The sequence below is a fragment of the Bradyrhizobium sp. LB14.3 genome (assembly GCF_040547985.1).
Taxonomy (GTDB): domain Bacteria; phylum Pseudomonadota; class Alphaproteobacteria; order Rhizobiales; family Xanthobacteraceae; genus Bradyrhizobium.
This window is the reverse complement of sequence record NZ_JBEPQT010000007.1, coordinates 20,081-41,997: the sequence shown is the minus strand read 5'-3', so window position 1 is coordinate 41,997 and position 21,917 is coordinate 20,081. Positions and strand designations below refer to the sequence as shown.

The following is a 21,917-nucleotide window of genomic DNA, read 5'->3' as shown; positions in this document are numbered from 1 at the left end:
AGTTCAAGCGCCGCGGATTGCCTTTGCGGTCCACATTCGCTCCCGAACGACGCTGCAAATCTGGAACTTGAATTCGCTGAAGAAGGCCTCGACCCCACGCCGTTTCGCCTGGGCGTGCTCCGGATCGATCCGCCAACGATGAAGTGCTTCCTCGGTCTCGAATTCGACGATCGTCACTCGCTCTCCATCGTCCGCAACAAAACCCTTGTGCGAGATGTAGCCAGGTATTGTTCGCGCAAGTTCGCTCATGCGTTTTGCCATCGGCCCATATTCATCCTGCACGCCGGGATTCATTCGAGTGCGAAATACAGTGACGATCATCAGATAGGCTCCTGTGTGGAACGAGCTTTGTTCGCCGCCTTTGCGGCGGTAGCCGCCTGGTCGGCAGCGCTGTCGTCCGTGCCACGACCTTTACCTGAGGCGTGTAATCACATATAATGAATAATTATGATCTAATTGATCACACTGAGAGATGTATGGATCTGTCGGATCTGCGGATATTCATCGCTGTCGTGCGCGAAGGCGGCGTGACCCGCGCGGCCGAGCGGCTGCATCGCGTTCAGTCCAATGTGACGACCCGTATCCGGCAGTTGGAAGAGGATCTCGGCGTGGCCCTCTTCATTCGAGAGGGTAAGCGTCTTCATCTGGCGCCCCAGGGGCAAGTGCTGCTTGGCTACGCCAATCGCTTGCTCGCGCTCGCGGATGAAACACGCGATGCCCTGCAAGACGCAAAACCCCGCGGAACGTTCCGCCTCGGCGCGATGGAAAGCACGGCCGCTGTCAGGCTGCCGGGACTGCTCAGCGAATACCACAGACGGCATCCAGGGGTCGTTCTGGAGCTTCGCACCGGCAATCCGCAGGTTCTCGCGAGCGCCATTCTCGCCGGCGATCTCGATGCAGCCCTTGTTGCCGAACCCATCGCCGATGAGCCCTTTGAGAAGGTGCTCGCCTTCGAGGAGGAGTTGGTGATTATTGCGGCTGCCAATCATCCGCCGATCGTCAAGAAAGGCAGCAGCCTGCCACGTACCATCATCGTCTTCGAACACGGATGCCCGCATCGCAAGCGGCTTGAAGACTGGTACGCAAGGCGAAACGAAATGCCGGTGCGCATGATCGAGCTGGCGTCGTATCACGCCATGCTGGGCTGTGTCGTTGCGGGCATGGGCGTCGCGCTGATCCCCAAAAGCGTTCTGACCACTTTTCCGGACAGAAGGCTGTTGAGCGTCCACCCGTTGGGACGAACGGAGAATCGGGCGTGGACTGTGCTCATCTGGCGCAGGGAAGCGGGCTCCGCGAACATTCAGGCCTTGAAGGAGATGTTGCAGAGCTCCCGGTTGGCGGGTCACCGGCAAGTGCGGACCGCTCGGGCCGTATGAGGCGCTACTTCCCCGAAAACTGCGGCTTGCGCTTCTCCATGAAGGCCTGCCGGCCCTCGCGGAAATCGGCACTGTCCATGCAGGCATTGCCGATCGCCTTGATCGCGTCCATGTCGCGGCCGCTTTCATCCTTCAGCACTTGCGAGATGGTAAGCTTGGCCGCCTTGATCGCGAGCGGGGCGTTCTCGGAGATCGTCTGCGCGATTGTCATCGTCTCACCCCAGAGCTCATCGATGGGGAACACGCGCTCGACCAACCCGATGCGCAGCGCCTCAGTGGAATCGATGCGCATGCCCGTGTACATCAGGAGCCGCGCCCAGGACGGTCCGACCAGCGACACCAGGTGTTTCAATCCATCATAGCCGTAGGCGATGCCGAGTTTCGCCGCGGGAATGCCGAACTGGCTGCCATGGGAGGCGATGCGGATGTCGGCGAGCATCGCGACCTGCATGCCACCGCCGAGGCAAAAGCCCTCGATGCAGGCAATCGTCGGCTTGGGATAGTCGGCGAGCAGCGCGCGCTGGGCGGCGCTGCGTTTTGCATATTCCTCGGACGCGGCGGCGTTATGGCGTGTCTTCTCGAACTGGCTGATATCGGCGCCCGATACGAACGCCTTGCCGCCGGCGCCGCGCAGGATCACGATGCGTACGGCAGCGTCGTCGCGCAGGCTCGCCAGCGCCTCGCCAAATCCCTCCCACATCTCCAGCGACATCGCGTTGCGCTTGTCGGGATTGTTGAAGGTAATCACGCCGACGCCACTGGCTGTGTGCTTGAGGATCTTGCCGCTGGCGTAAGGTGTTTCGGTCGTGCTGGAAATATCAGGCATCGCGTGCTCGCTTGTCGTAGGCCGGGCGCAATGTGCGGCCGGGGCAGGGCCCGGGTCAACCGCGGCAGGGGATACGGCTTTGCATCCGCCTGTCCCGCGATTGCATGGCGTTATTTATTGAGCATGATCTTTTCGGAGAACCGCTGCGCGCTCTTCGGGGGCAGGCCCTAGCGCACCATGTGCGCGGTGAGCGGATGGCTGCCGGCATTGCTGAAGAACGCCGCCTCTTCGGCGGCCGCCTCCGTTCTGCTGGCGCACGGTGAAATTCGGCGTGTGCGTGCCCGACCAGTCGACCGAATGCGGATCGATCGGATTGTCGTGGGCGTCGAGCACCTCCATGTGCATGCGCCACAAATAGGTCGTGCTGATTCGAGAAATCGGCGGCAGGCTAGCGCCTCCCGGTTGCGACCCCCTTAAGCACGGCGCATCGCGAGCCCCGCGCGTCGGACGCGCGGTCTCTGGATTGGGTCGCGGCAGGGGCGGAATGGGTTCGCGATCACCGCGGGCGGGGCGACACAAACGTCAACAAAAAGGGGCGGTCATGCCGCCCCGAAAAAGACCGCGCACGAGCGCGCCGGGTCTCGTCCAATCCGGCCGCGTCCCCGTGACGCGGCGGATTGAACATCGGCCGGAAAGGCGCGAACGCCGATCGGCTCAGGCTTCGTTCGCTGCGATCGATTCCATCAGCGAGACAAGCTGACGCTGCACCGTCTGGTCCTTGATCTTGCTGTAGGCGCGCAGCAGGCGGAGGCTGAAGGCCGAGTCCAGGAACAGCAGGCTCTCGACTTCGCGCGCCTTGTTGTCGCCGTCGTAGAAGAAGGTCACGGGCACGTCGAGCGAGGTGGCGATCTGCTGAAGCCGAGCCGCGCCGACGCGATTGACGCCCTTCTCGTATTTCTGGACCTGCTGGAAGCTCACGCCGAGCTTGTCGCCGAGCTCAGCCTGCGAGATCTTCATCTCGACGCGCCGCAGACGGATCCGTTTGCCCAGCTCAATGTCCGGCTTGCCGGCACTGCGCTGCTTCATTCTCTTCGCCGCTGTCTTCATCTTTTTTCTCATCGGTCTTCGGTTGAAAACCCCCCGAAGAGCTGGGTCAGGGGTTCGCCCATATACTCGTCCTTGAATTCATGCGGGTGCACGAACTCTTCCTTAAACCACGGGAAACGCGCCGGATTGAAGGCTTCGATCAGCCAGTCAATCATGTGCCGCACTCTCGGTATCCGGCCGCTACCGGGATGGTAGGACAACCAGATATCCAGCGGTCTGTTCAGCTCGACCTCCAGTGGAATCAACTTCCCGCCAAGCGCAATGGCGTAGCTCGGAAACACGCCGATTCCGGCGCCATTCGCGACCGCCCAGTAGTTGGCGCTTGAGACGTTGGTCTTCATGACCAGAAGGTCACGTTCCGGAACGCCGGGGAAGAAGCTCTCGAAAGTTTCCTTGGCGGCAAGCTGGTCGGCGAATTGCAGCACCAGGCGGTGCTTGATCAACTCCATCGCCGAGCGCGGCGCGCCATGTTTTGCAATGTATTTCTCGGAGGCCCAGAACATCAGATGCATGCGGCCGAGCCGCACCATCTTGACGTCGAGCGCCGAAGGTCGCGACAGGTGGATGGCGACGTCGGCCTCGTGGCGGGAGACGTCGGCCGAGCGCATCGCGCAATGCAGATCGACCAGGATCTTCGGATAGGCCTGCTGGAATTCGACCAGCCGCGGCGCGAGCCAGAACGTGCCGAGTCCCTCGGTCACGGCGACGCGGACCTCGCCGGACAGGGCATTCGCCGTCGAATCGCTGGTGCGCAGCACGTCAAACGCAGCCGCCTCCATCCGCTCGACGGCAGAGACCACCAGCGCGCCTTCGTCGGTCAGATGAGTGCCGTGGACGTCGCGGGTGAACAGGGTGGTGCCGGTCTGGCGTTCGAAATCATCGATCCGGCGGCGGACGGCGTTGATCGACAGCGACAGGCGCTCGGCCGCCGAGCGGAAACTCCCACATCGGACGACTTCCAGGAAAATGCGCGCCGCATCCCAGTCCGAGAGGCCGCTGATGTTTATCTTTGGGCGTTCCTCCAGTGGAACGCCCCTTTCCGCCAAGGAGTGCATACAAGTCCCTTCAGGTCGCTAAACTGGCAGAATATGGGGCAAACCACAACCACGGCGGGTTGGGGAACGACGAGTTTTGAACGTCATCCTTACTGTGTCGCGGGTGGTATTTGAGTGCTGCCAAGGGGCTGCGAACAAGGCCGGGAATCGGGCGGACTATCGCCCGTATGAGGGGTGTGACGTGAGTTCCGTTGCAAGCCGCGACATGGCTGCGGGATTGTCGGCGTTGTCCGCAATGGATGTCCTTGCGCGAGAGCCGATGCCGCCTTCTGCGATGGATCAATCGCAGCACGCCAGGCATTTTAAGCCTGAGCATTTTGACGACAGCCGGCACACCGGCGCGATGTTCGCCGGAACCGCGGTTTCAACGCCAAAACACACTGAAATCCTATTCGGAGGCGCAATGGCCTCGTGTTATCGTCGGTACTCCATGGGGGCCGCGGGAATCGTCGCCATTACGTCTCACGGGCCGAATTAACGGAAAGAACGCCGGTGTCGCATTCAGACGAACAGTTGCAGTCGGTGCTGGAAACGCTCGAAGCGTGCCGCAGGGTGCTCAACGAGAGCAACAACCGTGAGTCAGCCGAGCTGCTGTCCATTGTCATTCTGGACGTGCGGATGAAACTCAAAGGAATTGACAGCGCCGATCTCAGGGCGCTGTGCGACGAAATGCTGCGGAGCGCTGCAGGCGAACCGCTGCCCCCTTCCAAGCAGACGCAGGACCAGCCCCGGCGTCCGCTGCTCCGCGTGGTGAAGTAGCCGCGCCGCCGAATCTCGCTTTTTGGCGAGATTTGTGCGCGTCCCGATGCCGCATCTGTGATTGCAGACGGCATCGGGAGGAGCCCTGGTTTTGTGCACCTCTGTTGCGCATTCGCTGGCATCGGCTACACCAGAGCCGGTTCGGCTCCGGGCCGCGCGCATTCCCCGCGCGCCGCGCCGGCGCCTGAGATGGCTCCGACTGCACCATGCAAAATGTTTCGATCCCGGCGGCGCTGATTGCCGGCCTCGTCAGCTTCCTCTCCCCTTGCGTCCTGCCGCTGGTTCCGCCCTATCTGATTTATCTGACGGGCGCCACGATCGAGCACGTCGAGAGCGACGAGCCGGCATCGGCCTCCAAGCGCGCGATCATGATGGCGGCGCTGCTTTTCGTGCTCGGCTTCTCGACAGTGTTCGTGGCGCTCGGCGCCAGTGCCTCGCTGATCGGCGGCCTGATCCGCGCCTGGTCGGCCGAGCTCTCGATCCTGGCCGGCATCGTCATCATCGTGATGGGCCTGCACTTCCTGGGCCTGACGCGCATCGGCCTGTTGATGCGCGAGGGACGCTTGACTGCGCCCAAGCCCGTCGGCCTCTGGGGCGCCTATGTGATGGGGCTCGCCTTCGCATTCGGCTGGACGCCCTGCATCGGCCCGATCCTCGCTGCGATCCTCTCGGTCGCCGCGGCGGAAGCGACGGTGACCAAGGGCGCGGGCCTGCTCGCGGTCTATTCGGCCGGCCTCGGCATTCCCTTCCTGATCGCCGCGTTGATGATCGAGCAGTTCTCAAAACTGTTCGCGCGCATGAAGGGCCAGCTCGCCAATGTCGAGCGCGCCATGGGCGTCTTGATGGTGATCACCGGCATCGGCTTTCTCACCGGCACGGTCTCGAATGTCAGCATCTGGCTGCTGGAGACATTTCCGGCTCTGCAGACGATCGGGTAGATCGAGCGTGTTCATGGCGGTGGCTTCCGGAATAAAGCAAAGCCGCGTGGTTTGTTCGCATCCTGATGCATCGGAAAAGTTTGTGGCGATGTCGCTCCATTCGCGGGAGTGAGATCACATCGGCGTAACGGGCGAGATGTCCATAGGTTGACACCGACGATGGTCGTGCACTGAACTTGACCTTGTCGAACCGTCCCGCACGGCCGGTCCATCTTTGGCTCCGCATAGGATGCAAAAAGAGCCCCGCCAGAGGCAGGGCTCTTGGGCGTCTTGCCGGCCGGTTTATTTCTGAGATGGCTGGCCCGACGTCGAAGGCGACGGCGCATTGTTCTGGTTGGTTTGCCCAGACTGCGTATTCTGGTTGGTGCTGGGCTGGTTGGTGGACTGATTGTTGCTCTGGGCCGGAGCCTGGCCGGTCGTCTCGCCCGAAGGCTGTCGTGTGCCTGCCTGGCCCGATGTCATCGGTTGGTTCTGCTGAGCCTGGCCGGTTGTGGATGGCTGGTTCTGCGGAGCCTGTCCCGTGGTCTGGTTTTGCTGCGCCGGCGCGTTGGTCTGGCTGTTGCTTTGCCCGGTCGTGTTCTGAGGCGTCGACTGGCCAGTCTGCCCCTGACCCACCGACGTCGATTGGCCCTGCGTGGCGCTGATCTTGTTCGACACGCCAAGCGCAGCGACCGTGCGGGAATCGATCGAGCCAGTGGTCTGGAAACCTTCCTGTCTCTGGAAAGTCATCAGTGCGCTACGCGTATCGGATCCCAGGATGCCGTCTGCTTTGCCAGACAACAGGCCACGTTCGATCAGAACCTGCTGAACAACGCGGATCTCGTCGGGGCTGAGATCCAGCGCAGCAACGCTGCCACCGCCACGGCTCGACCTGCCATGCTGCGCATAGTGCGTCCGCGGGCCGGCGGGAATAACGTCGACAATCCTGCGGCCACGGTCGGTGACGACGATCTCGTCGTTCACGACGAAGAAGCTGTCGTCGCGATAGTCCGGATAGACGTCGATCAGCGCGGGGTAATCCGAGATCGAGACCACGGAGATGTTGCGTGGTACGACCACGCCGGCATTGACCCGGAAATTGATGGAATTTTCGTTGACCCGCACGCGTTCCACATTGCGTGAGCTCAGCACCGACTGCTGCAGCCTTGTTTGCTGCTGTGCGTTCAGCTGCACGCGGCCGGACATGCTCTGGGTGTTCCCGGCGTCGGGCTGCGCCTGAGCGTTGGCCTGTCCTTGCGTGTTGGCGCCGGTCGTCGTGCCCTGACCCTGCTGTGCACTCCGGCCTTGGGCGTTGCTGTTGGCGCCTGTGGTTGTGGTGCCCTGATCCTGTTCGTTCTTGCCTTGGGCGCTGCTCTTGGTGTTCGCGCCGGTGGTTGTCGTGTTCTGACCCTGCGCATTCTTGCCTTGGGCATTGTCCTTGGTATTTGCGCCTGTGGTCGTGCTCTTGTTGCGTTCCGCGCCTTGTGACTGGCGCATGCTATCGCGCTCGCTACGGCTCTGTCCGACGGTCTGGTCCTTCAGTCCGCTCTTGTCGTTAGCGGACTTCGACTGACGCGCATTTTCACCATCGCTACCGCTCTGACCGACCGTCTGGTCCCTGCCATGCTTCTCGTATTTGGATTGGGACGCACGTGCTTTGTCGCGGTCGCCGCCTTGACCGACCGTCTGCCGCTCGCTGTTGCCGGCCTTTTCCGCGGCTCGGCTGCTATCGCGCGCCGCGGAAGGACCCTCGGTCCGACCGCCTGCGCGGTTCTGCGTCATTCCTTCGCCATGGGATGCGCCACCTGCGCCCTGCGACATCGAACCGGCGGACCGGCCGTGTTCCGCAGCACCTTCGCTGGCTGCGCCACCGGCGCTCGTTCCGCTTCCGCCTCCGCCAGCGCTCATTCCGCCGCCGGCACCTTCGCGTATGCCTTGCGCCGACGCCAGGCTGACGCCGGCGAACAGCACTGCTGTTGTCAGCAGGAACTTGTTCTTCCTCGTGTTCATCTGAACCTCCTTGGTTTGCTTCGTCGCATTTCCCGACGCATGTACATTCGAACGCCAGCTGGACGATCCGTCGCGATCGCGCGTTGGACCCTTCAGATCGAGCGGAAGGCGTCGACCTCCGGTCTCTCGATGGCCCGGCGCTCCACGCTGGCCTTGCTGCGGCCCTCACGTCACCAGTGATGATACCAGCGATGGTGATAGAAGTGCCGCCGTGGGAACGGTCCGCCATAGTACGCATAGGCTGGGCGCACGACTCGGCGATACCGGTAGCCGTAATAGGCCGGAGCGTACCCGCTTCCGTAGTAGGTCGTGGTGTAGCCGCCCCAGCGATATGGCTCGTAGCCGCCGTAATACGCCGGTGCGTAGCCACCATAATAACCAGGGTATCCGTAGTAGCCATAGCCAGGGCCATAGGCGTAGGCGGACGAGGCGAGGCCACCGAACACGGCACCTGCGATCAATCCGCCCGCCAGCGCCGGACCGAAACCGCCGCCCCAGCGGGCTTCCGCCGGCGTCGGCGCTGCTACGGCGCTCGCGCCGAGGGCGCCGACGGTTGCCAGAACAAGCGCAGTCTTTGTCATCTGCGTGCCTCCTTCGTTAGTGTTTCGATGTCGGCCCAACATCAACGAAAGGCAAAAGTTGCAAGCGCGAGCCCGCGAGCGACAGGAATCATGAAGATAAACGAGCGTTCATCTCGATGAACCTGCGCGCGCCGATGACGGCCGCCTCATGACTGGTCGCGCTGATCGAAGATCGATACCCCGCTCTGTTCCGCGGCCGCGCGTGGAACGCATCACCCAGCGCGAATGCTCTCCCCGGGATGCGACGGTTTGGCGCACTCGCGGCCCTCAATGGAACGGCGATGCAGTCGCGTGTCTACTTTGGCGAAGGGGAACGCGTAGTCATGTCCCATTTCCGCATCGAGCGCGGCGATTTCAATACGCGCTTAATTCGCTGCGAAATGCGCAAGCGCCTTGCGATCGATCTCGATCCCAAGGCCCGGGCCGTCCGGGACACGCACGATGCCTTTCTCGTGCTCGATCGGCTCTTTCAAAATCGCCTGCCGGATCGGATGTTCGGTCCGGTCGAATTCGAGCATCGGCTCGAGCGGTGACAGCGAAGTCGGCGTGTGCGAGGGCAGCACGGCGAGGAGCTGAAGCGAGGCGGCGATCGCGATGCCGGTGCCCCAGACATGCGGATTGTAGCGGATGCCGAAGGCCTCGCTCATGTCGGCGATCTTCTTGCATTCGGTGAGGCCGCCGGCCGCGCAGGTGTCGGGTTGGGCGATGTCGAGCGCATGGGCGGCGAACAGGTCGCGAAAACCGAAGCGCGTGAATTCGCACTCGCCGCCGGCGATCGGAATGGTAAGTGCGGATTTCACCGCGCGATAGCCCGCGACGTCCTCGGGCGGCACCGGCTCCTCGAACCATCCGATATCATAGCGCTCGATCATGCGGCCGAGCCGGATCGCAGCGACCGCGTCATAGGCGTGGTTCGCATCGACCATCAGCGCAACATCAGGACCGATCGCCTCGCGCACCGCGCAGGTGACCGCGGTATCCTCCGCGATCCCGAAGCCGACCTTCAGCTTCACGGCGCGGAATCCCTCGGCGGCATAGCCGGCCGCTTCTTCCGGCAAATATTTGCGCGGATCGCCCGATTTGCACCGGTACAGGCCGGTCGCATAGGCCGGCACCTCCTTGCGCGCGGCGCCGCCGAGAAGCTGGTGCGCGGGCACGCCAAAATGCTTGCCCTTGATGTCCCATAACGCGATGTCGATGCCGCTCAACCCCTGAATCACGACCCCCTTCTGGCCGTGATCGCGCAAGCGAGCGTACACAGTCTGCCATAGCACGTCGGTCCGCAGCGGATCCTCGCCGATCAGCCACGGCGCGACATTCTGAACCACCGCCGCCGTGATCCGTGCCGGGCCGTAGCATTCACCCCAGCCGACAAGTCCGTCATCGGTCTCGATCTCGACCAGCATCGCGGTACGCGTGTCGTACCAGGCGCGCGAGTAAGCGAAGGGCTGCGAGAGCTTTGCCTCGAGAATGTGCGTGCGCACATTGGTGATTTTCATCGGCGCTGTCTCCCGTTCACCGCGTTTCGTCCAGCGTGCAAATCACCGTGCAGACGACACCGCGCGGCAGGAAGTCGATGGTCGCCTCGCCGCCGAGCTGGTCGCGCGCACTGCGCTCGATCAGGCGCGAGCCGAAGCCGCGCTGCACCGGCGCCGTCACCGGCGGTCCGCCGATCTCGGTCCAGATCAGGCGCAGCCGCGGCTTCGGCGCATCGGCGATGACTTCCCATTCCAGCGTCACCCGGCCGGTCTCGTTGGATAGCGCGCCGTACTTTGCGGCATTGGTGGCGATCTCGTGCACGATCATCGACAGCACCACGGCGAGCCGTGGCGACAGCGGCACCGCGGGTCCGGCCATGCGGATGCGTTCGGGATTGTTCAGCAGGAACGGCTGTAGCGCGCGGGCGATCACGTGCCGCAGCTCGGACCCCGCCCATTTCTCCTGGCTCAGCAAATTATGCGCTTCGGCCAGCGCGCCAAGCCGGCCCTCGAACTTCGTCCGCTCGTCCCGGCTTGAACTTCGGAATGTCTGCACCGCGATCGCCTGCATCAAGGCCAGCGTGTTCTTGACGCGGTGGTTAAGCTCATCGATCAGAAGATCGTGCAGCATCTCGCCGCGCGCGATCGTGGTCGCCATCCTGACCGCGAAGGTCAGGCCGGTCAGCAGCAGGATGCCGCCGATCAGGCTGGTGATCGCGATGTTGCGCCAGAGCGGAGCGATCAGCGAGCTCTCGGCGACGCCGGCGGCGACCGTCCATCCGGTCAGCTGCGACCGCGTGTAGGCTCCGGCCAGGGCGACGCCGTCGAGCGACACTGCCGGAAGCGATGCCTCGCTGCTGCGGAACATCTCGGCGTAGAGCGAGGGCGAAGCGCGCTTGCCGACGGTTTCGCTGGGGTTCGGCGCGCGCGCGAATACGATCCCCTTGTTGTCGAGCAGCGACACCGTCCAAAGCTTGTCGGGCTGCTGCTTCTCCACCAGATCCTGGAAGATGCTGATCGGCGGGCTGAAACAGAGGTCGTAGATCACCTCGCCGTTGCGAAACACTGGGACCTCGACGGTGAGCACCTGTCGCCCATTGATCGCGCCGGTGAACAGGTCGGAATATTGCCGCGACCTGGTCGCAAATACCTTCTCGATGATCTCGATATGACCGCGTGGCGGCAGGCTTGCAGTGTCCTCCGTTGCCGAGGAGAACAGCAGCCGGCCGTTGCGATCGGAGATCAGCACGAGGCCGCCCTTGCCGTATTGGTCGACGAAGCCGAGCGCGATGCGGCGGAAGTTCTGGAAGTCGTCGTTGCGCAGCGAATTCGTCAGCGCAAGGACCTGCAAGCCGCCGGTCATCCGCTGCACCTCGGAGTCCAGCACGAGGCGCATGCTGCGTACGTTCTCCAGCACGCGGCGGGTCGCGTCGTTCCGGTCCTGCTTGTAATTGTAGACGGCAATACCGACCGCAAAGATGATCAGCGGCAACATCGTTCCCGTGACCAGAAGAGCGAGCCGGACCGGCAGGGTGAGCTTTGACAAAACGCGGGCGTCCCGGTTCCGGCGCAGCGGCGCCGGATTATGATTTTGGGGGGACCATACGGGTGGGACTTGCGCTGCGCCACGATTTTCGCGTTCGGCGGGCCGTTGAAAGATGAGTTATTGCAGCGCAGCCGGGGACGCCTGCGCATCAGCTCATGTTGATCGCGGTCAGCAGCAGACACATGGCGTAGGCGGCCGCCTTGCGTCACGCCTTGATCAGTCGATTTCCTGAACGACCGTGCGCGAAGCGGGATCCACCAGCATCACGCGATCGCCGGTATAGACATAGCGATACTTGGTGAGGGAGGGACCCCAATCCGTCGGAACCGGCTCGAGCTCGACCTCGCTCGGCACCGTCGCGCCGACAATGATTTTTTCCTTCGTCGTAACCGGGCGAACGCGGTGCTCGGTGACGTAGGATTGGATCCTGGTTCGGTATTGCGGCTCGATCTGAACCGCTGTCGCGTGCCCGGTTCCGGTGGTCACCACGGCGGATTGCGCGAAAGCGCCGGTCGTCATCAGGATGGCCGCGGCGGATAGCAAAAACAGCTTCTTCATATTGTCCTCCACGTAAGACCAAGCGCCGCACCAACATTCCACCGCAGGCACCGTTCCCCGAAGTCAGGAACAAAGTGCCATTTTTTCCCGTTGTTCGGATCGACCGGACCGAAATGCCCGGCAGCTGGAGGAGGAAGATCATGAACACGAAGCTTGCGACTGCGGCATTGATGATTGCCGCATTCTCCCTACCGGCGTTCGCGGCCAACGAGTTCTACGTCGTGCAGGACGTCAAGACCAAGAAGTGCACCATCGTCGACAAGAAGCCGACGGACACGTCGATGACCGTCGTCAGCCCGTCGGGCACCATCTACAAGTCGCGCACCGAGGCTGAAAGCGGCATGAAGACCGTCAAGGTCTGCACGTCCAACTGAGGAGGATGACACAATGCCCGTTCTGATTCTGTGGGCCGTGCCGGCCGTGCTGGTGATCGGCGGCGGCATCTATCTGATTGGCCATTTGCACTAAAGTGCTGTGGAAGGCGAGCGGGTCTGTGCGTGCAGCGCACAGGTCCGCAAGCCCTCTGTCTGATACGAGAAGGAGAAGGGCTCCCCTCAGCCCGCCACACGTCGGCAGGAGCGCAAGTTGCAGTGCAACAGCTCGCGCAAGGGGTGGCCCCTGCGACGAAGAGGACCTCCCGCGCACGCGAAATGACTTCCGTCCCGCCGACGTTTTCCATAGGCTTCCCTCTCGCAAGCCGTATACCGGCTGCGCTCACGGCCCGGCTACAGGGCCGGAGCATCAAAGGGAGGGGAGACGATGAAGCGAAGATCATTTCTCGCTGGGCTCGGTGCGACCACTGCGGCGGCTGCGATTGGAATGCCGTCGATCCTCAGGGCGCAGGCGCCCGTCACGCTGAACGGCGCGGTCCAGTTCAACGACGACCACGCCTTCAACAGGGCACTGCTCCGGTTCGAAGAGCTGGTGAAGAAGTATTACGGCAAGCCGGTCAACTTCACGCTGCACAGGAATTCTTCGCTCGGCCTCGAAAAACAATATTTCGAGTACATGTCGCAGGGCAAAGCCGTCGACTACGGCATCGTCTCGCCGGCTCACATGTCGACCTTTGCCAAGGCGGCCCCGTTCATCGACGCGCCCTTCGTGTTCAAGGGCATCGATCACATGAACAAGGTCGTCGCAGCCAATATCCTGGCGCCGATCGCCGACGAAGTTGCGGCCAAGGCCGAGGTCGTTCTGATCGGCTATTCCGGCGGTGGCATCCGCAACATTTTCGCCAACAAGCCGCTCAAGAATCTTGCCGACCTCAAGAGCCTCAAGGTGCGCGTACAAGGCGCGCCGATCTGGTCGAAGACCTTTGCGGCCGTCGGCATGAGCCCGACGGTGATCGCCTATAACGAAATCTACAACGCGATCCAGAACGGCGTGATATCGGCCGGCGAGAACGAGGCGGCCGGCGTCGAGGCGATGAAGTTCTACGAAGTTGCCCCGCATCTCAACCTGACCCAGCACGCCGTGTCGATCCGGCCGATCTGCTTCTCGGTGAAGACGCTGAAGACCTTGCCCAAGGACTTGCAGGACGCGATCATGAAGGCCGGCAAGGAGGCCGGCGATTACGGCCGTCAGGTGGAGTCGAGCGAAGAGGTCGTCAAGCTCGACGCGCTGGAGAAGGCAGGCAAGCTCAAGCGCGTTCCCTTCGAAGAGCGGGACGCCATGAAGAAGCTCGCCGACCCCGTGATGGCCACCTACGCCAAGGAAATCGGCGCGGAAGGCATTTTCGAGAAGATCAACATCGTCTGAGAACTGTCGCCGCCCACGCGACAGGACGTCGGGGCAAGCCAGACGACTTGCCCCATTGCGTGATTGTGATTCCCGGAGTCTTGATGACTGAAATATCGATGCCACCGAACCCGTCGCCATGGCGCCGAGCAACGGCGGCCTATGCAAAGCTGCTGGAGATCCTGCTCGCCGCCTCGGTCGGCATTCTGGTCATTCCGGTCACGTTGCAGATCATCTCGCGCTACACGCCTTTGATTCCGTCCTACATCTGGACCGAGGAGATGGCGCGGTTCATGTTCATCTGGACGATCATGATCGGCGCCATGGTCGGCATAAGAGAGTCGCAGCATTTTGAAGTCGACGTCTGGCCTGATCTGTCACGCCGAAGCGAAGCCGTGGTGCGGATTCTCGCGCGGCTCGGCGTGCTGGCGCTGGCGCTGGTGTTCGTATCCGCCGGCATCGAGTTCACCCGCTTTGCCTGGAACAGAACTTCGGAGCTGGCCGATCTGCCGCTTTGGCTGATCCACGTCGCCTGGCCGATTGCCGGCGTGACCTGGATCGTGTTCGCCGGTGAACAGATTGTCGACGAGATGCGGATTCTGGTTGGGGCAAATCGATGAGCGGCAATGCTCTTTCTGCCGGACAGGCCGCGATGGTCCTGTTCGGTACTTTCGTTGGCCTGCTCATCATACGCGTGCCGGTCGCCTTCGCGCTCGGGCTTGCCTGTGTGCCTATCCTGCTGATCGAGCCGCATCTGTCGCTGATGACGCTCGCGCAAGAAACCTTCAACGCCTACAATTCATTCATCCTGCTGGCGGTGCCGTTCTTCCTGCTCACCGCCAATCTGATGAGCATCGGCGGCATCACCGACCGGCTGGTCGCGCTGTCGCGCTCGATGGTCGGGCACTGGCCGGGGTCGCTGGCGCAGATCAACGTCGTGCTGTCGGTGTTCTTTGCCGGCATCTCCGGCTCCTCCACCGCGGACGCGGCGAGCCAGTCCAAGATATTCATCGATGCCCAGACCAAGGAGGGTTACGACCTCTCGTTCTCCATCGCCATCACCGCGGTCTCGGCCGTGCTCGCCGTCATCATCCCGCCCTCGATCCTTATGATCGTGTGGGGCGGGCTGATCTCAACCTCGATCGCCGCGATGTACCTGGCGGGCATCGTGCCGGGATTGCTGATCGCCGGCGCGCAGATGGCGACAGTGCATGTCTATGCCGTGCGCCGCGGCTATCCGACCTATCCGAAGGACACCTGGAGGGAGATGTGCTGCGCCATCTGGCGCTCGATACCGGCGCTGATGACGCCGTTCATCATTGTCGGCGGCATCCTGCTGGGGTGGTTCACCGCGACCGAATCCGCCTGCGTCGCGGTGCTTTACTCCGTAGCGCTGTCGACATTCTTTTACCGTGAAACCGGCGCGCGCGAACTCTACAGGGCGTTGCTCGACACCGGGCGCCTGGCCGGCGTCGCGCTCTTCTGCGTGGGCACCGCGAGCGCGTTCGGCTGGCTGTTGGCTTATTACAGGATTCCGCAGGAACTGCTGTCCAACGTCTCGACCTGGGGCATGGGTGCGATCGGAGCCGGCTTCTTCATCGCGTTCTGCTTTCTGGTGGTGGGCTGCTTTCTCGACGCCATTCCGGCGATCATCATCGTCGGTACTGTGCTGGAGCCGCTCGCCAGGTCCGTAGACCTCCATCCGGTCCAGTTCGCGATTATTTCCATTATATCGCTCGCCTTCGGGCTGGTGACGCCACCCTATGGCTTATGTCTGATGATCGCCTGTTCGATCGCCGGCGTGCGGCTGCGTTATGCGCTGAAGGACACGGTGATCATGCTGATTCCGATGCTGCTCGTCCTGGCGGCAGTCATCGTCTGGCCAAGCGTGTCGCTGTTCCTGCCGCGTCTGATCGTGCCGGAGATGTTGAAATGAGCGGGGCGTGATCCCTGTTGGCCTAGAGATTGCTCTCGGTGATCGCGGCGTAGACCATGCTGCGCAGCTCGCGCCGGAGCGGATAGGCGCTCGACGGCAGCACTTGCGTCATGAAGATCGCAATCAGCTCCTCGGACGGGTCGATCCAGAACGAGGTGGTGGCCGCGCCGCCCCAATTGTACTCGCCGGGGCTGCCGGCGATCAGCGTCTCGGCCGGCCGCATGGTCACGGCGAAGCCGAGGCCGAAGCCAATGCCGTTATAGGCAGCTTCGGAGAACAGGGAGCGCGACACTTCGGGCAGCGAACGGCCGCCCGGAATGTGATTGCTCGTCATCAACGCCAGCGTCTTCGGCCCGATCAGCCTGACGCCGCCGAGCTCGCCGCCATTGAGCAACGCGCAGCAGAAGGTGAGATAGTCGGCAACTGTCGAGCAGAGGCCGCCGCCGCCGGAGATGAAGGAGGGCGGGACGAGGAACGAGCTCGTCGCCGGATCGTCCTGGAGCGTCAGGCCCTCGCGCCGCTGACCGGCATGAAAGGTCATGCCGCCACCCGGGTCGGCCGAGTAACAGGCGGCGAACCGGTGGGACTTGGAAGCCGGCACGTGGAAATCAGTATCGGTCATGCCGAGTGGATCGAGGATGCGTTGTTTCAGGAACTGCTCGAAGGGAATCCCGGAGATCTTGCCGACGAGGTAGCCGAGCACGTCGGTCGCGACCGAGTAGTTCCAGGCATCGCCCGGCGAGAACTCCAGCGGGATTTTAGCGAGGCTCTCGATCATGGTCTGGAGCGTGCCTGATTTCTCGACCTCGCCGATCTTTTCAGTGCGGTAGGCGGCGTCGACGTTGGAGCGCTGCTGGAAGCCGTAGGTGAGGCCGGCGGTGTGGCGCAGGAGGTCGACGATCAGCATCGGCCGCGACGGCGGCCGGGTCAGGAAGGCCGGCGCGTTGCCGGCGACGAACACGCCGAGATCCTTCCACTCCGGAATGTACTTGGCGACGGGCTCGTCGATCGCAACGAGGCCCTGCTCAACCAGCATCATGAAGGCGACGCTGGTGAGCGGCTTGGTCATGGAATAGATGCGGTAGATGGTGTCGTCCTTGACCGGCAGCTTGCGCTCGACGTCGGCAAAACCCTGAACCGAACTATGCGCAACCTTGCCGCGCCGATAGACCAGGAGATGCGTGCCCGGGAAGCGGCCGGCATCGATGTAGCGGCTCTTCAGATGCGCATCGACGCGGTCGAGCGCGACCTTGGACATACCGACGGATTCGGGCGAGGCGGGGGTAGGGGCGAGCATCAGTTCCTCCGGGCAGTTTTTCTGGGAAGGTTGATAGCCGAAATGGCAGCCCCATTCCAAGCGCGTTGCGCTTAACGCCGCCCGGCCGACTGGTGTAGTCTCCACCTTGGAACGCCTCTAGGGAGCCGCAAAGATCCCCATGGGCCCACGAGAAAATCGCAGGCAAACGCACCATGACCCAGTTCAACGAGACCGAACTCACCGAAGCCGTCGTCCGGAGCTTTGACCAGACACCCGACCCGCGCGCGAAATTCCTGCTCCAGGAATTGGTGAAGTCGCTGCACGATTACGTGAGCAAGACCGGCCTCACCTTCGAGGAATGGGAATACGCCATCGATTTCCTGACCCGCACCGGCCAGAAATGCACGGATACCCGCCAGGAATTCATCCTCCTGTCCGACGTGCTCGGCGTCTCCATGCTGGTCGACGCGGTCAACCACCGCGAGCGCGAGGGCGCCACCCAGACCACCGTGCTCGGGCCGTTCTATGTCGGCGAGCACAAGGTGACGGCGCACGGCACCGACATCTCTCCGAACAATCAAACCGGCGAACGGATGTTCGTGCAGAGCCGCGTCACCGATCTCAATCGCAAGCCGCTCGCGAATGTCCCCGTCGACGTCTGGCATGCCGATGATGACGGCTTCTACGATTCACAGAAGCCGAACTATGACGAGGTCGGCGCTTCCGCGCGGGCGCGCTTCATCACGGATGGCGACGGCCGCTTCTTCTTCCGCACCATCTTGCCGTGCAGCTATCCGATCCCGACCGATGGTCCGGTCGGCGAGATGATCATGCAGACCAACCGCCACCCGATGCGCCCCGCGCACGTGCACTTCCTGGTCAATGCGAAAGGCTACGAGCCGCTGATCACCCATGTCTTCATGGACGGCGACAAATATCTGGATTCCGACGTGGTGTTCGGGGTCAAGGACGATCTCGTCGCCAAGGTCGAGCCGCGCAACGATCCGGCGATGCCCGACGGCGCCAAGGCGAACGGGCAGTGGCACCTAATGAGCTACGAATTCCACCTCAAGCCCGGCGGCGGCATGGCGCCGAAGCCGCTGGGGACGAAGGCGGAGGAGCCGGCCTGACGGTCAGGCGCGAGCCGCGCGCGCCCGCCCCCCTCATCTCCCGATAAAGGCCGCCAGCTCGTCAGGCGTCCCCATCGGAAAGGCTTCTTTCATGAAGTCGAGGAAGGCGGATACGCGCGCGCTTAGGAGCCGACGCGATGGATAGAGCGTCCACAACGCGATCTCTGGTCCATCGATGTCGCCCCAATGCACCAGCGTGCCGGCAGCCAGGTCGTGACTGACCAGTGACACCGGAAGGCGTGAGGCGCCGACGCCCGCCCGGACTGCATCGCGGACCATGACGAGCGATGACAGCCGAAGGACTGGATCAACCGCGATGTGCGACCTTCCACTTGGCACCGTGACTTCCCAGGTTGTCAGTTGGTCGCCCGCTCCGCGCATGACAGCCGGCACAGCGATACCGTCCCTCGGTCGTTTCAGGTCCGGGCTCGCCACGACCACCAGCCGATCGCGCAGAAAGATTCGTCCGACAAGGCTGTCATCTGGATCGGGATTGACCCGAATGACGAGGTCATACCCTTCCTCCACCATGTCGACGGAGCGATCTTCCGTCGTGACCTCGAGACGGACCTCCGGGTATCTGAGCGCGAACCCGGCCGCGAGGTTTCCCATTGCAGTTTGCGAGAACAGCAAAGGCGCGCTGATCCGCATCCTGCCTCGCGGGCTGTCCCCGCCCGAAGCGATCGCTGCCGCCGTCTCGTCGAGCTCGGTGAGCAATGCCCCCGTCCGCTCGTAAAGGGCGCGTCCTTCCTGGGTGAGTTTCACGGCGCGCGCGCCGCGCTCGAACAGGCGCAGGTCGAGCGCGGCTTCCAGTTCCGCGACCCGGCGGGAGAGGGTGGCTTTCGGACGCCCGGCGGCCCGTGCGGCGCGTCCGAACCCTCCGTGCCGGGCGACGAGATTGAAATCGGCGAGTGCGAGCAGGTCCATCGTTCCACCAGTGAGACGGTCTGTCTAGATATATCGTCTATTGGTTTAAATGTGGATCACTAATTTCCCTGTGTCTTCTGAACTCAACCCGGAGTGTCCCCATGGCCATCCTCGTTACCGGCGCAACCGGCACCATCGGCCGCAATGTCGTCGAACAGCTCGTCAAGCGCGGCGCCGATATCCGCGCGCTCGCTCGCGATCCCGCAAAGGCAAACTTGCCGGCGGGCGTCACAGTCGTGCAGGGCGATCTGCTCGACGTCGACTCGCTGCGCAGCGCGTTCAAGGGCGTCTCGACCCTGTTCTTGCTCAACGCAGTGCTCGCCGATGAATTCACGCAGGCGCTGATCGCGCTCAACGTGGCCCGCGAGGCCGGCGTCGAGCGGGTCGTCTACCTCTCGGTGATCCACAGCGATCGCTACGTGAACGTCCCGCACTTTGCCGGCAAGTTCGGCGTCGAGCGGATGATCGAGCAGCTGGGCTTCAACGCCACCATCCTGCGCCCCGCCTACTTCATGAACAACGATCTCACGATCAAGGACGTGGTGACCGGATACGGCATCTATCCGATGCCCATCGGGAGCAGGGGGCTCGCCATGATCGATGCGCGCGACATCGGCGAGATCGCGGCCATCGAGCTCATCCGTCGTGAGCGAGCCGCAGCGCCGCTCCCGCTCGACCGCATCAATCTGGTCGGTCCCGAAACGCTGACCGGCGCGAAAGCCGCCGCCGTCTGGTCGGAGGTGCTGGGTCGCACGATCGCCTATCCCGGTGACGATACCGCCGGCTTCGAGAAGAATCTCCGGGAGTTCATGCCGAGCTGGATGGCCTACGACATGCGGCTGATGAGCGAGCGTTTCCTCACCGAGGGAATGGTCCCAGAGGCTGGCGACGTCGAGCGGCTGACCGCGCTGTTGGGGCGTCCCCTGCGCTCCTATCGCGATCTTGTCTCCGAGATCGCGGCCTTTGCCTGACGGCACGGGCGCGTCCCATCGCGACAACGTGCGTGGCTACACCCTTGATCAGCGCGCGTGCAACATCGCAAGCAGGACCACGACGACGCAGGCGAGCGCCGCCGTGGTCAATTTCCAGAACATCAGCGGGCTGCGCTCCAGCAAGGGCGTGATCCGCGTGTCGAGATAGGCCGGATTGGGCGAGCGAAGCTCGAAGACAAATTCGGACAGATCCTCGTGCCGCTTGTAGGGATCCGGATGGAGCGCACGTCTGAGCGCGCCGTCGACCCACGCAGGCACGTTGCTGTCGTCGTTGGCCGGGCGATATTTGAGCCTCCGCACATCCGCCTTGCGCCGGATACTGGCGATTTGGGTGCCATAGGGAAGCTTTCCCGTCAGCATCTGGTAGCAGATCACGGCCAGCGAAAACATGTCGGAGCGCGGCGAGCCGCCCTGCCCAAGAAAATATTCCGGCGCCGTGTACTGGACCGTTCCCAGAATTTCGTCGGCCTCGTCCTGCGGCGCGGCCTCCGCGACGCCTGCCACCCTGACTGATCCAAAGTCGATGATCTTCGCGGTCCCGGTCTTGTCGATGAGGATGTTGTCGGGTCTGAGGTCCTGATGCAGCATTTCCATGCGGTGGAAGGCGCGCAGGCCCGCGGCGATTTGCTCGACCAGTCCGCGGACGGTTTCGAGATCGGGGCGTGGATTGTCCGTCATCCATTGCCGCAAGGTCTGACCTTCGACGAATTCGGTGGCAACGTACAGATAGCTGCGCCGTTTCGACTGCGATAGCGGCTTCAGCACGTGCGGGCTGTCGATCCGGCGCGCGATCCACTCCTCCATCAGGAAGCGCTTCAAATAGGCGGCATTGTCGCGCAAATCGATCGACGGAAGCTTCAGCGCGACCGGCTCTTCGGTTACTGCATCGACGGCAAGGTAGATGTGACTGCGGCTGCTGCCGTGGATTTCGCGGACGATCCTGTAACCGTCGAAGATTGCCCGTGGCTCCGGCAACGGGGGAAGCGGCAGTTGGGAGGTCTGGTTGAAGATGCCGGCTGGCTCGCGCTGCGGCACCGCATCGATGCGGAGGATCTGGACCGTGATGTTGTCGTCGCTGCCGCGCCGGTAGGCTTCCTCGACGATCGCTTTCGCCGCCCCATCGAGCCCGGCTGCATGCTCGCTGAGCGCGCTCGTGATGAAACGCGCGTCGACGAATTCATAGGCGCCGTCGGTCGCCAGCAGGAAAGTGTCGCCAGTCTCGATTTCGAAACTCTGGTAGTCGATCTCGAGCTGCGGATTGATGCCGAGCGCGCGGCCGAGATAGGTTTGCTCCGACGACACGATGATCCGGTGATCGTCGGTCAGCTGCTCGAGCGCCTTGCCGGCGACGCGATAGACGCGACAGTCGCCGACGTGGAAGATGTGAGCGGTGGTCGCCTTGATGACCATGGCGCTCAGGGTGCAGACATAGCCCTTGTCGCGGTCATAGGCATATTGGCTCTTGCGCGTCTGCGCGTGCAGCCAGGAATTGGTGGCATCCAGCACGCGGCGGGCGGAGGTCTTCACCGTCCAGGATTCCGACGTGCAGTAATAGTCCATCAGGAAGCTCTTGACCGCCGACTCGCTGGCGATCTGGCTCACCGTGCTGCTGGAGATGCCGTCGGCGAGGACGGCCGCAATGCCCTTCAGGCTGAGCATCGGCTCGTCCGGAACGAGGACGCCGTGAAAATCCTGGTTGATGGGCTTGCGACCCTTGTCGGAATGCTGGCCGACCGAGATCTGAAGTCCGCGGGTCATTGTCATCACCGGCAAAGGGGAGCCTC

At 62.9% G+C, this 21,917-nt stretch carries 22 protein-coding genes; 9 read left to right on the top strand and 13 right to left on the bottom strand.

Going from position 1 to position 21,917, the window contains the following annotated elements; translation table 11 throughout:
* Positions 1-3: 3 nt before the first annotated feature.
* Positions 4-321, bottom strand: coding sequence for an antibiotic biosynthesis monooxygenase family protein (locus ABIB00_RS15945; protein WP_247348280.1), 318 nt, complete (start codon positions 319-321; stop codon positions 4-6).
* A gap of 155 nt (positions 322-476) precedes the next feature.
* Between ABIB00_RS15945 and ABIB00_RS15940 the strand changes: the two genes are divergently transcribed.
* Positions 477-1,376 (top strand): LysR family transcriptional regulator, encoded by a 900-nt coding sequence (locus ABIB00_RS15940; protein ID WP_247348281.1) that lies wholly within the window; start codon positions 477-479, stop codon positions 1,374-1,376.
* 4 nt (positions 1,377-1,380) lie between these two features.
* On the opposite strand, the gene ABIB00_RS15935 is transcribed toward ABIB00_RS15940, so the two are convergent.
* From ABIB00_RS15935 to ABIB00_RS15920, 4 genes are all read right to left on the bottom strand, one after another.
* Entirely contained in the window at positions 1,381-2,202 is an 822-nt protein-coding gene (locus tag ABIB00_RS15935) for an enoyl-CoA hydratase (protein ID WP_247441287.1), read from the bottom strand.
* 114 nt (positions 2,203-2,316) lie between these two features.
* Positions 2,317-2,541, bottom strand: a complete 225-nt coding sequence (locus ABIB00_RS15930) for a hypothetical protein (RefSeq protein ID WP_354104998.1) — start codon at positions 2,539-2,541, stop codon at positions 2,317-2,319.
* 315 nt (positions 2,542-2,856) lie between these two features.
* Entirely contained in the window at positions 2,857-3,228 is a 372-nt protein-coding gene (locus ABIB00_RS15925; protein WP_247317264.1) for a helix-turn-helix domain-containing protein, read from the bottom strand.
* A gap of 29 nt (positions 3,229-3,257) precedes the next feature.
* Positions 3,258-4,304, bottom strand: coding sequence for a LysR family transcriptional regulator (locus tag ABIB00_RS15920; RefSeq protein WP_247342640.1), 1,047 nt, complete (start codon positions 4,302-4,304; stop codon positions 3,258-3,260).
* 492 nt (positions 4,305-4,796) lie between these two features.
* Between ABIB00_RS15920 and ABIB00_RS15915 the strand changes: the two genes are divergently transcribed.
* Both ABIB00_RS15915 and ABIB00_RS15910 read left to right on the top strand, forming a co-directional pair.
* Complete coding sequence (locus ABIB00_RS15915) at positions 4,797-5,063, top strand: hypothetical protein (RefSeq protein WP_354104997.1); 267 nt, start codon at positions 4,797-4,799, stop codon at positions 5,061-5,063.
* A gap of 206 nt (positions 5,064-5,269) precedes the next feature.
* The gene (locus tag ABIB00_RS15910) at positions 5,270-6,001 is read left to right on the top strand and encodes a cytochrome c biogenesis CcdA family protein (protein ID WP_247342645.1); all 732 of its coding nucleotides are present in this window, start codon (positions 5,270-5,272) and stop codon (positions 5,999-6,001) included.
* A gap of 282 nt (positions 6,002-6,283) precedes the next feature.
* On the opposite strand, the gene ABIB00_RS15905 is transcribed toward ABIB00_RS15910, so the two are convergent.
* The 5 genes from ABIB00_RS15905 to ABIB00_RS15885 form a co-directional block, all read right to left on the bottom strand.
* Positions 6,284-7,990, bottom strand: coding sequence for a peptidoglycan-binding protein (locus ABIB00_RS15905; RefSeq protein ID WP_354104996.1), 1,707 nt, complete (start codon positions 7,988-7,990; stop codon positions 6,284-6,286).
* A gap of 170 nt (positions 7,991-8,160) precedes the next feature.
* The gene (locus ABIB00_RS15900) at positions 8,161-8,571 is read right to left on the bottom strand and encodes a hypothetical protein (protein WP_247342650.1); all 411 of its coding nucleotides are present in this window, start codon (positions 8,569-8,571) and stop codon (positions 8,161-8,163) included.
* Positions 8,572-8,936: 365 nt separating this feature from the next.
* A complete protein-coding gene (locus tag ABIB00_RS15895; protein ID WP_354104995.1) occupies positions 8,937-10,070 on the bottom strand; it encodes a mandelate racemase/muconate lactonizing enzyme family protein in 1,134 nt (377 codons plus the stop codon).
* A 16-nt stretch (positions 10,071-10,086) separates the two neighbouring features.
* Positions 10,087-11,544 carry a sensor histidine kinase gene (locus ABIB00_RS15890; protein ID WP_354105144.1) on the bottom strand — a complete coding sequence of 486 codons (1,458 nt, stop codon included), beginning with the start codon at positions 11,542-11,544 and terminating at the stop codon, positions 10,087-10,089.
* A 267-nt stretch (positions 11,545-11,811) separates the two neighbouring features.
* Positions 11,812-12,153, bottom strand: a complete 342-nt coding sequence (locus ABIB00_RS15885) for a DUF1236 domain-containing protein (RefSeq protein ID WP_354053143.1) — start codon at positions 12,151-12,153, stop codon at positions 11,812-11,814.
* Between the two features lie 140 nt (positions 12,154-12,293).
* On the opposite strand from ABIB00_RS15885, the gene ABIB00_RS15880 reads away from it, so the two are divergent.
* From ABIB00_RS15880 to ABIB00_RS15865, 4 genes are all read left to right on the top strand, one after another.
* The gene (locus tag ABIB00_RS15880) at positions 12,294-12,527 is read left to right on the top strand and encodes a hypothetical protein (protein ID WP_247441295.1); all 234 of its coding nucleotides are present in this window, start codon (positions 12,294-12,296) and stop codon (positions 12,525-12,527) included.
* Between the two features lie 385 nt (positions 12,528-12,912).
* On the top strand, positions 12,913-13,911 hold the full coding sequence (locus ABIB00_RS15875) for a TRAP transporter substrate-binding protein (protein ID WP_354104994.1): 999 nt from the start codon (positions 12,913-12,915) through the stop codon (positions 13,909-13,911).
* Positions 13,912-13,994: 83 nt separating this feature from the next.
* Positions 13,995-14,510, top strand: coding sequence for a TRAP transporter small permease (locus ABIB00_RS15870; RefSeq protein ID WP_354104993.1), 516 nt, complete (start codon positions 13,995-13,997; stop codon positions 14,508-14,510).
* Positions 14,507-15,826, top strand: a complete 1,320-nt coding sequence (locus ABIB00_RS15865) for a TRAP transporter large permease (RefSeq protein WP_354104992.1) — start codon at positions 14,507-14,509, stop codon at positions 15,824-15,826. The genes ABIB00_RS15870 and ABIB00_RS15865 overlap by 4 nt, the downstream gene beginning before the upstream one ends.
* 22 nt (positions 15,827-15,848) lie before the next feature.
* Here the strand turns inward: ABIB00_RS15865 and ABIB00_RS15860 are convergent, their stop codons facing one another.
* The gene (locus tag ABIB00_RS15860; RefSeq protein WP_354104991.1) at positions 15,849-17,123 is read right to left on the bottom strand and encodes a serine hydrolase domain-containing protein; all 1,275 of its coding nucleotides are present in this window, start codon (positions 17,121-17,123) and stop codon (positions 15,849-15,851) included.
* A gap of 173 nt (positions 17,124-17,296) precedes the next feature.
* Between ABIB00_RS15860 and ABIB00_RS15855 the strand changes: the two genes are divergently transcribed.
* Complete coding sequence (locus ABIB00_RS15855) at positions 17,297-18,214, top strand: intradiol ring-cleavage dioxygenase (protein WP_354104990.1); 918 nt, start codon at positions 17,297-17,299, stop codon at positions 18,212-18,214.
* Between the two features lie 33 nt (positions 18,215-18,247).
* Here ABIB00_RS15855 and ABIB00_RS15850 read toward each other — a convergent pair whose 3' ends face one another.
* On the bottom strand, positions 18,248-19,141 hold the full coding sequence (locus ABIB00_RS15850; protein ID WP_354104989.1) for a LysR family transcriptional regulator: 894 nt from the start codon (positions 19,139-19,141) through the stop codon (positions 18,248-18,250).
* A gap of 101 nt (positions 19,142-19,242) precedes the next feature.
* Here ABIB00_RS15850 and ABIB00_RS15845 point away from each other — a divergent pair, with 101 nt between their 5' ends.
* The gene (locus ABIB00_RS15845; RefSeq protein ID WP_354104988.1) at positions 19,243-20,112 is read left to right on the top strand and encodes an NmrA/HSCARG family protein; all 870 of its coding nucleotides are present in this window, start codon (positions 19,243-19,245) and stop codon (positions 20,110-20,112) included.
* Between the two features lie 48 nt (positions 20,113-20,160).
* On the opposite strand, the gene ABIB00_RS15840 is transcribed toward ABIB00_RS15845, so the two are convergent.
* Positions 20,161-21,897, bottom strand: a complete 1,737-nt coding sequence (locus tag ABIB00_RS15840; RefSeq protein ID WP_354104987.1) for a bifunctional protein-serine/threonine kinase/phosphatase — start codon at positions 21,895-21,897, stop codon at positions 20,161-20,163.
* Between the last annotated feature and the right edge of the window lie 20 nt (positions 21,898-21,917).

What these genes read in the sequence shown, in the direction of transcription:
- ABIB00_RS15945 (WP_247348280.1), bottom strand. Translation starts at nt 321, where the DNA reads ATGATCGTCACTGTATTTCGCACTCGAATGAATCCCGGCGTGCAGGAT.
- ABIB00_RS15885 (WP_354053143.1), bottom strand. Translation starts at nt 12,153, where the DNA reads ATGAAGAAGCTGTTTTTGCTATCCGCCGCGGCCATCCTGATGACGACC.
- ABIB00_RS15925 (WP_247317264.1), bottom strand. Translation starts at nt 3,228, where the DNA reads ATGAAGCAGCGCAGTGCCGGCAAGCCGGACATTGAGCTGGGCAAACGG.
- ABIB00_RS15935 (WP_247441287.1), bottom strand. Translation starts at nt 2,202, where the DNA reads ATGCCTGATATTTCCAGCACGACCGAAACACCTTACGCCAGCGGCAAG.
- ABIB00_RS15900 (WP_247342650.1), bottom strand. Translation starts at nt 8,571, where the DNA reads ATGACAAAGACTGCGCTTGTTCTGGCAACCGTCGGCGCCCTCGGCGCG.
- ABIB00_RS15860 (WP_354104991.1), bottom strand. Translation starts at nt 17,123, where the DNA reads ATGCTCGCCCCTACCCCCGCCTCGCCCGAATCCGTCGGTATGTCCAAG.
- ABIB00_RS15865 (WP_354104992.1), top strand. Translation starts at nt 14,507, where the DNA reads ATGAGCGGCAATGCTCTTTCTGCCGGACAGGCCGCGATGGTCCTGTTC.
- ABIB00_RS15850 (WP_354104989.1), bottom strand. Translation starts at nt 19,141, where the DNA reads ATGGACCTGCTCGCACTCGCCGATTTCAATCTCGTCGCCCGGCACGGA.
- ABIB00_RS15940 (WP_247348281.1), top strand. Translation starts at nt 477, where the DNA reads ATGGATCTGTCGGATCTGCGGATATTCATCGCTGTCGTGCGCGAAGGC.
- ABIB00_RS15895 (WP_354104995.1), bottom strand. Translation starts at nt 10,070, where the DNA reads ATGAAAATCACCAATGTGCGCACGCACATTCTCGAGGCAAAGCTCTCG.
- ABIB00_RS15840 (WP_354104987.1), bottom strand. Translation starts at nt 21,897, where the DNA reads ATGACAATGACCCGCGGACTTCAGATCTCGGTCGGCCAGCATTCCGAC.
- ABIB00_RS15875 (WP_354104994.1), top strand. Translation starts at nt 12,913, where the DNA reads ATGAAGCGAAGATCATTTCTCGCTGGGCTCGGTGCGACCACTGCGGCG.
- ABIB00_RS15855 (WP_354104990.1), top strand. Translation starts at nt 17,297, where the DNA reads ATGACCCAGTTCAACGAGACCGAACTCACCGAAGCCGTCGTCCGGAGC.
- ABIB00_RS15920 (WP_247342640.1), bottom strand. Translation starts at nt 4,304, where the DNA reads ATGCACTCCTTGGCGGAAAGGGGCGTTCCACTGGAGGAACGCCCAAAG.
- ABIB00_RS15880 (WP_247441295.1), top strand. Translation starts at nt 12,294, where the DNA reads ATGAACACGAAGCTTGCGACTGCGGCATTGATGATTGCCGCATTCTCC.
- ABIB00_RS15905 (WP_354104996.1), bottom strand. Translation starts at nt 7,990, where the DNA reads ATGAACACGAGGAAGAACAAGTTCCTGCTGACAACAGCAGTGCTGTTC.
- ABIB00_RS15845 (WP_354104988.1), top strand. Translation starts at nt 19,243, where the DNA reads ATGGCCATCCTCGTTACCGGCGCAACCGGCACCATCGGCCGCAATGTC.
- ABIB00_RS15910 (WP_247342645.1), top strand. Translation starts at nt 5,270, where the DNA reads ATGCAAAATGTTTCGATCCCGGCGGCGCTGATTGCCGGCCTCGTCAGC.
- ABIB00_RS15890 (WP_354105144.1), bottom strand. Translation starts at nt 11,544, where the DNA reads ATGTTGCCGCTGATCATCTTTGCGGTCGGTATTGCCGTCTACAATTAC.
- ABIB00_RS15930 (WP_354104998.1), bottom strand. Translation starts at nt 2,541, where the DNA reads ATGGAGGTGCTCGACGCCCACGACAATCCGATCGATCCGCATTCGGTC.
- ABIB00_RS15870 (WP_354104993.1), top strand. Translation starts at nt 13,995, where the DNA reads ATGACTGAAATATCGATGCCACCGAACCCGTCGCCATGGCGCCGAGCA.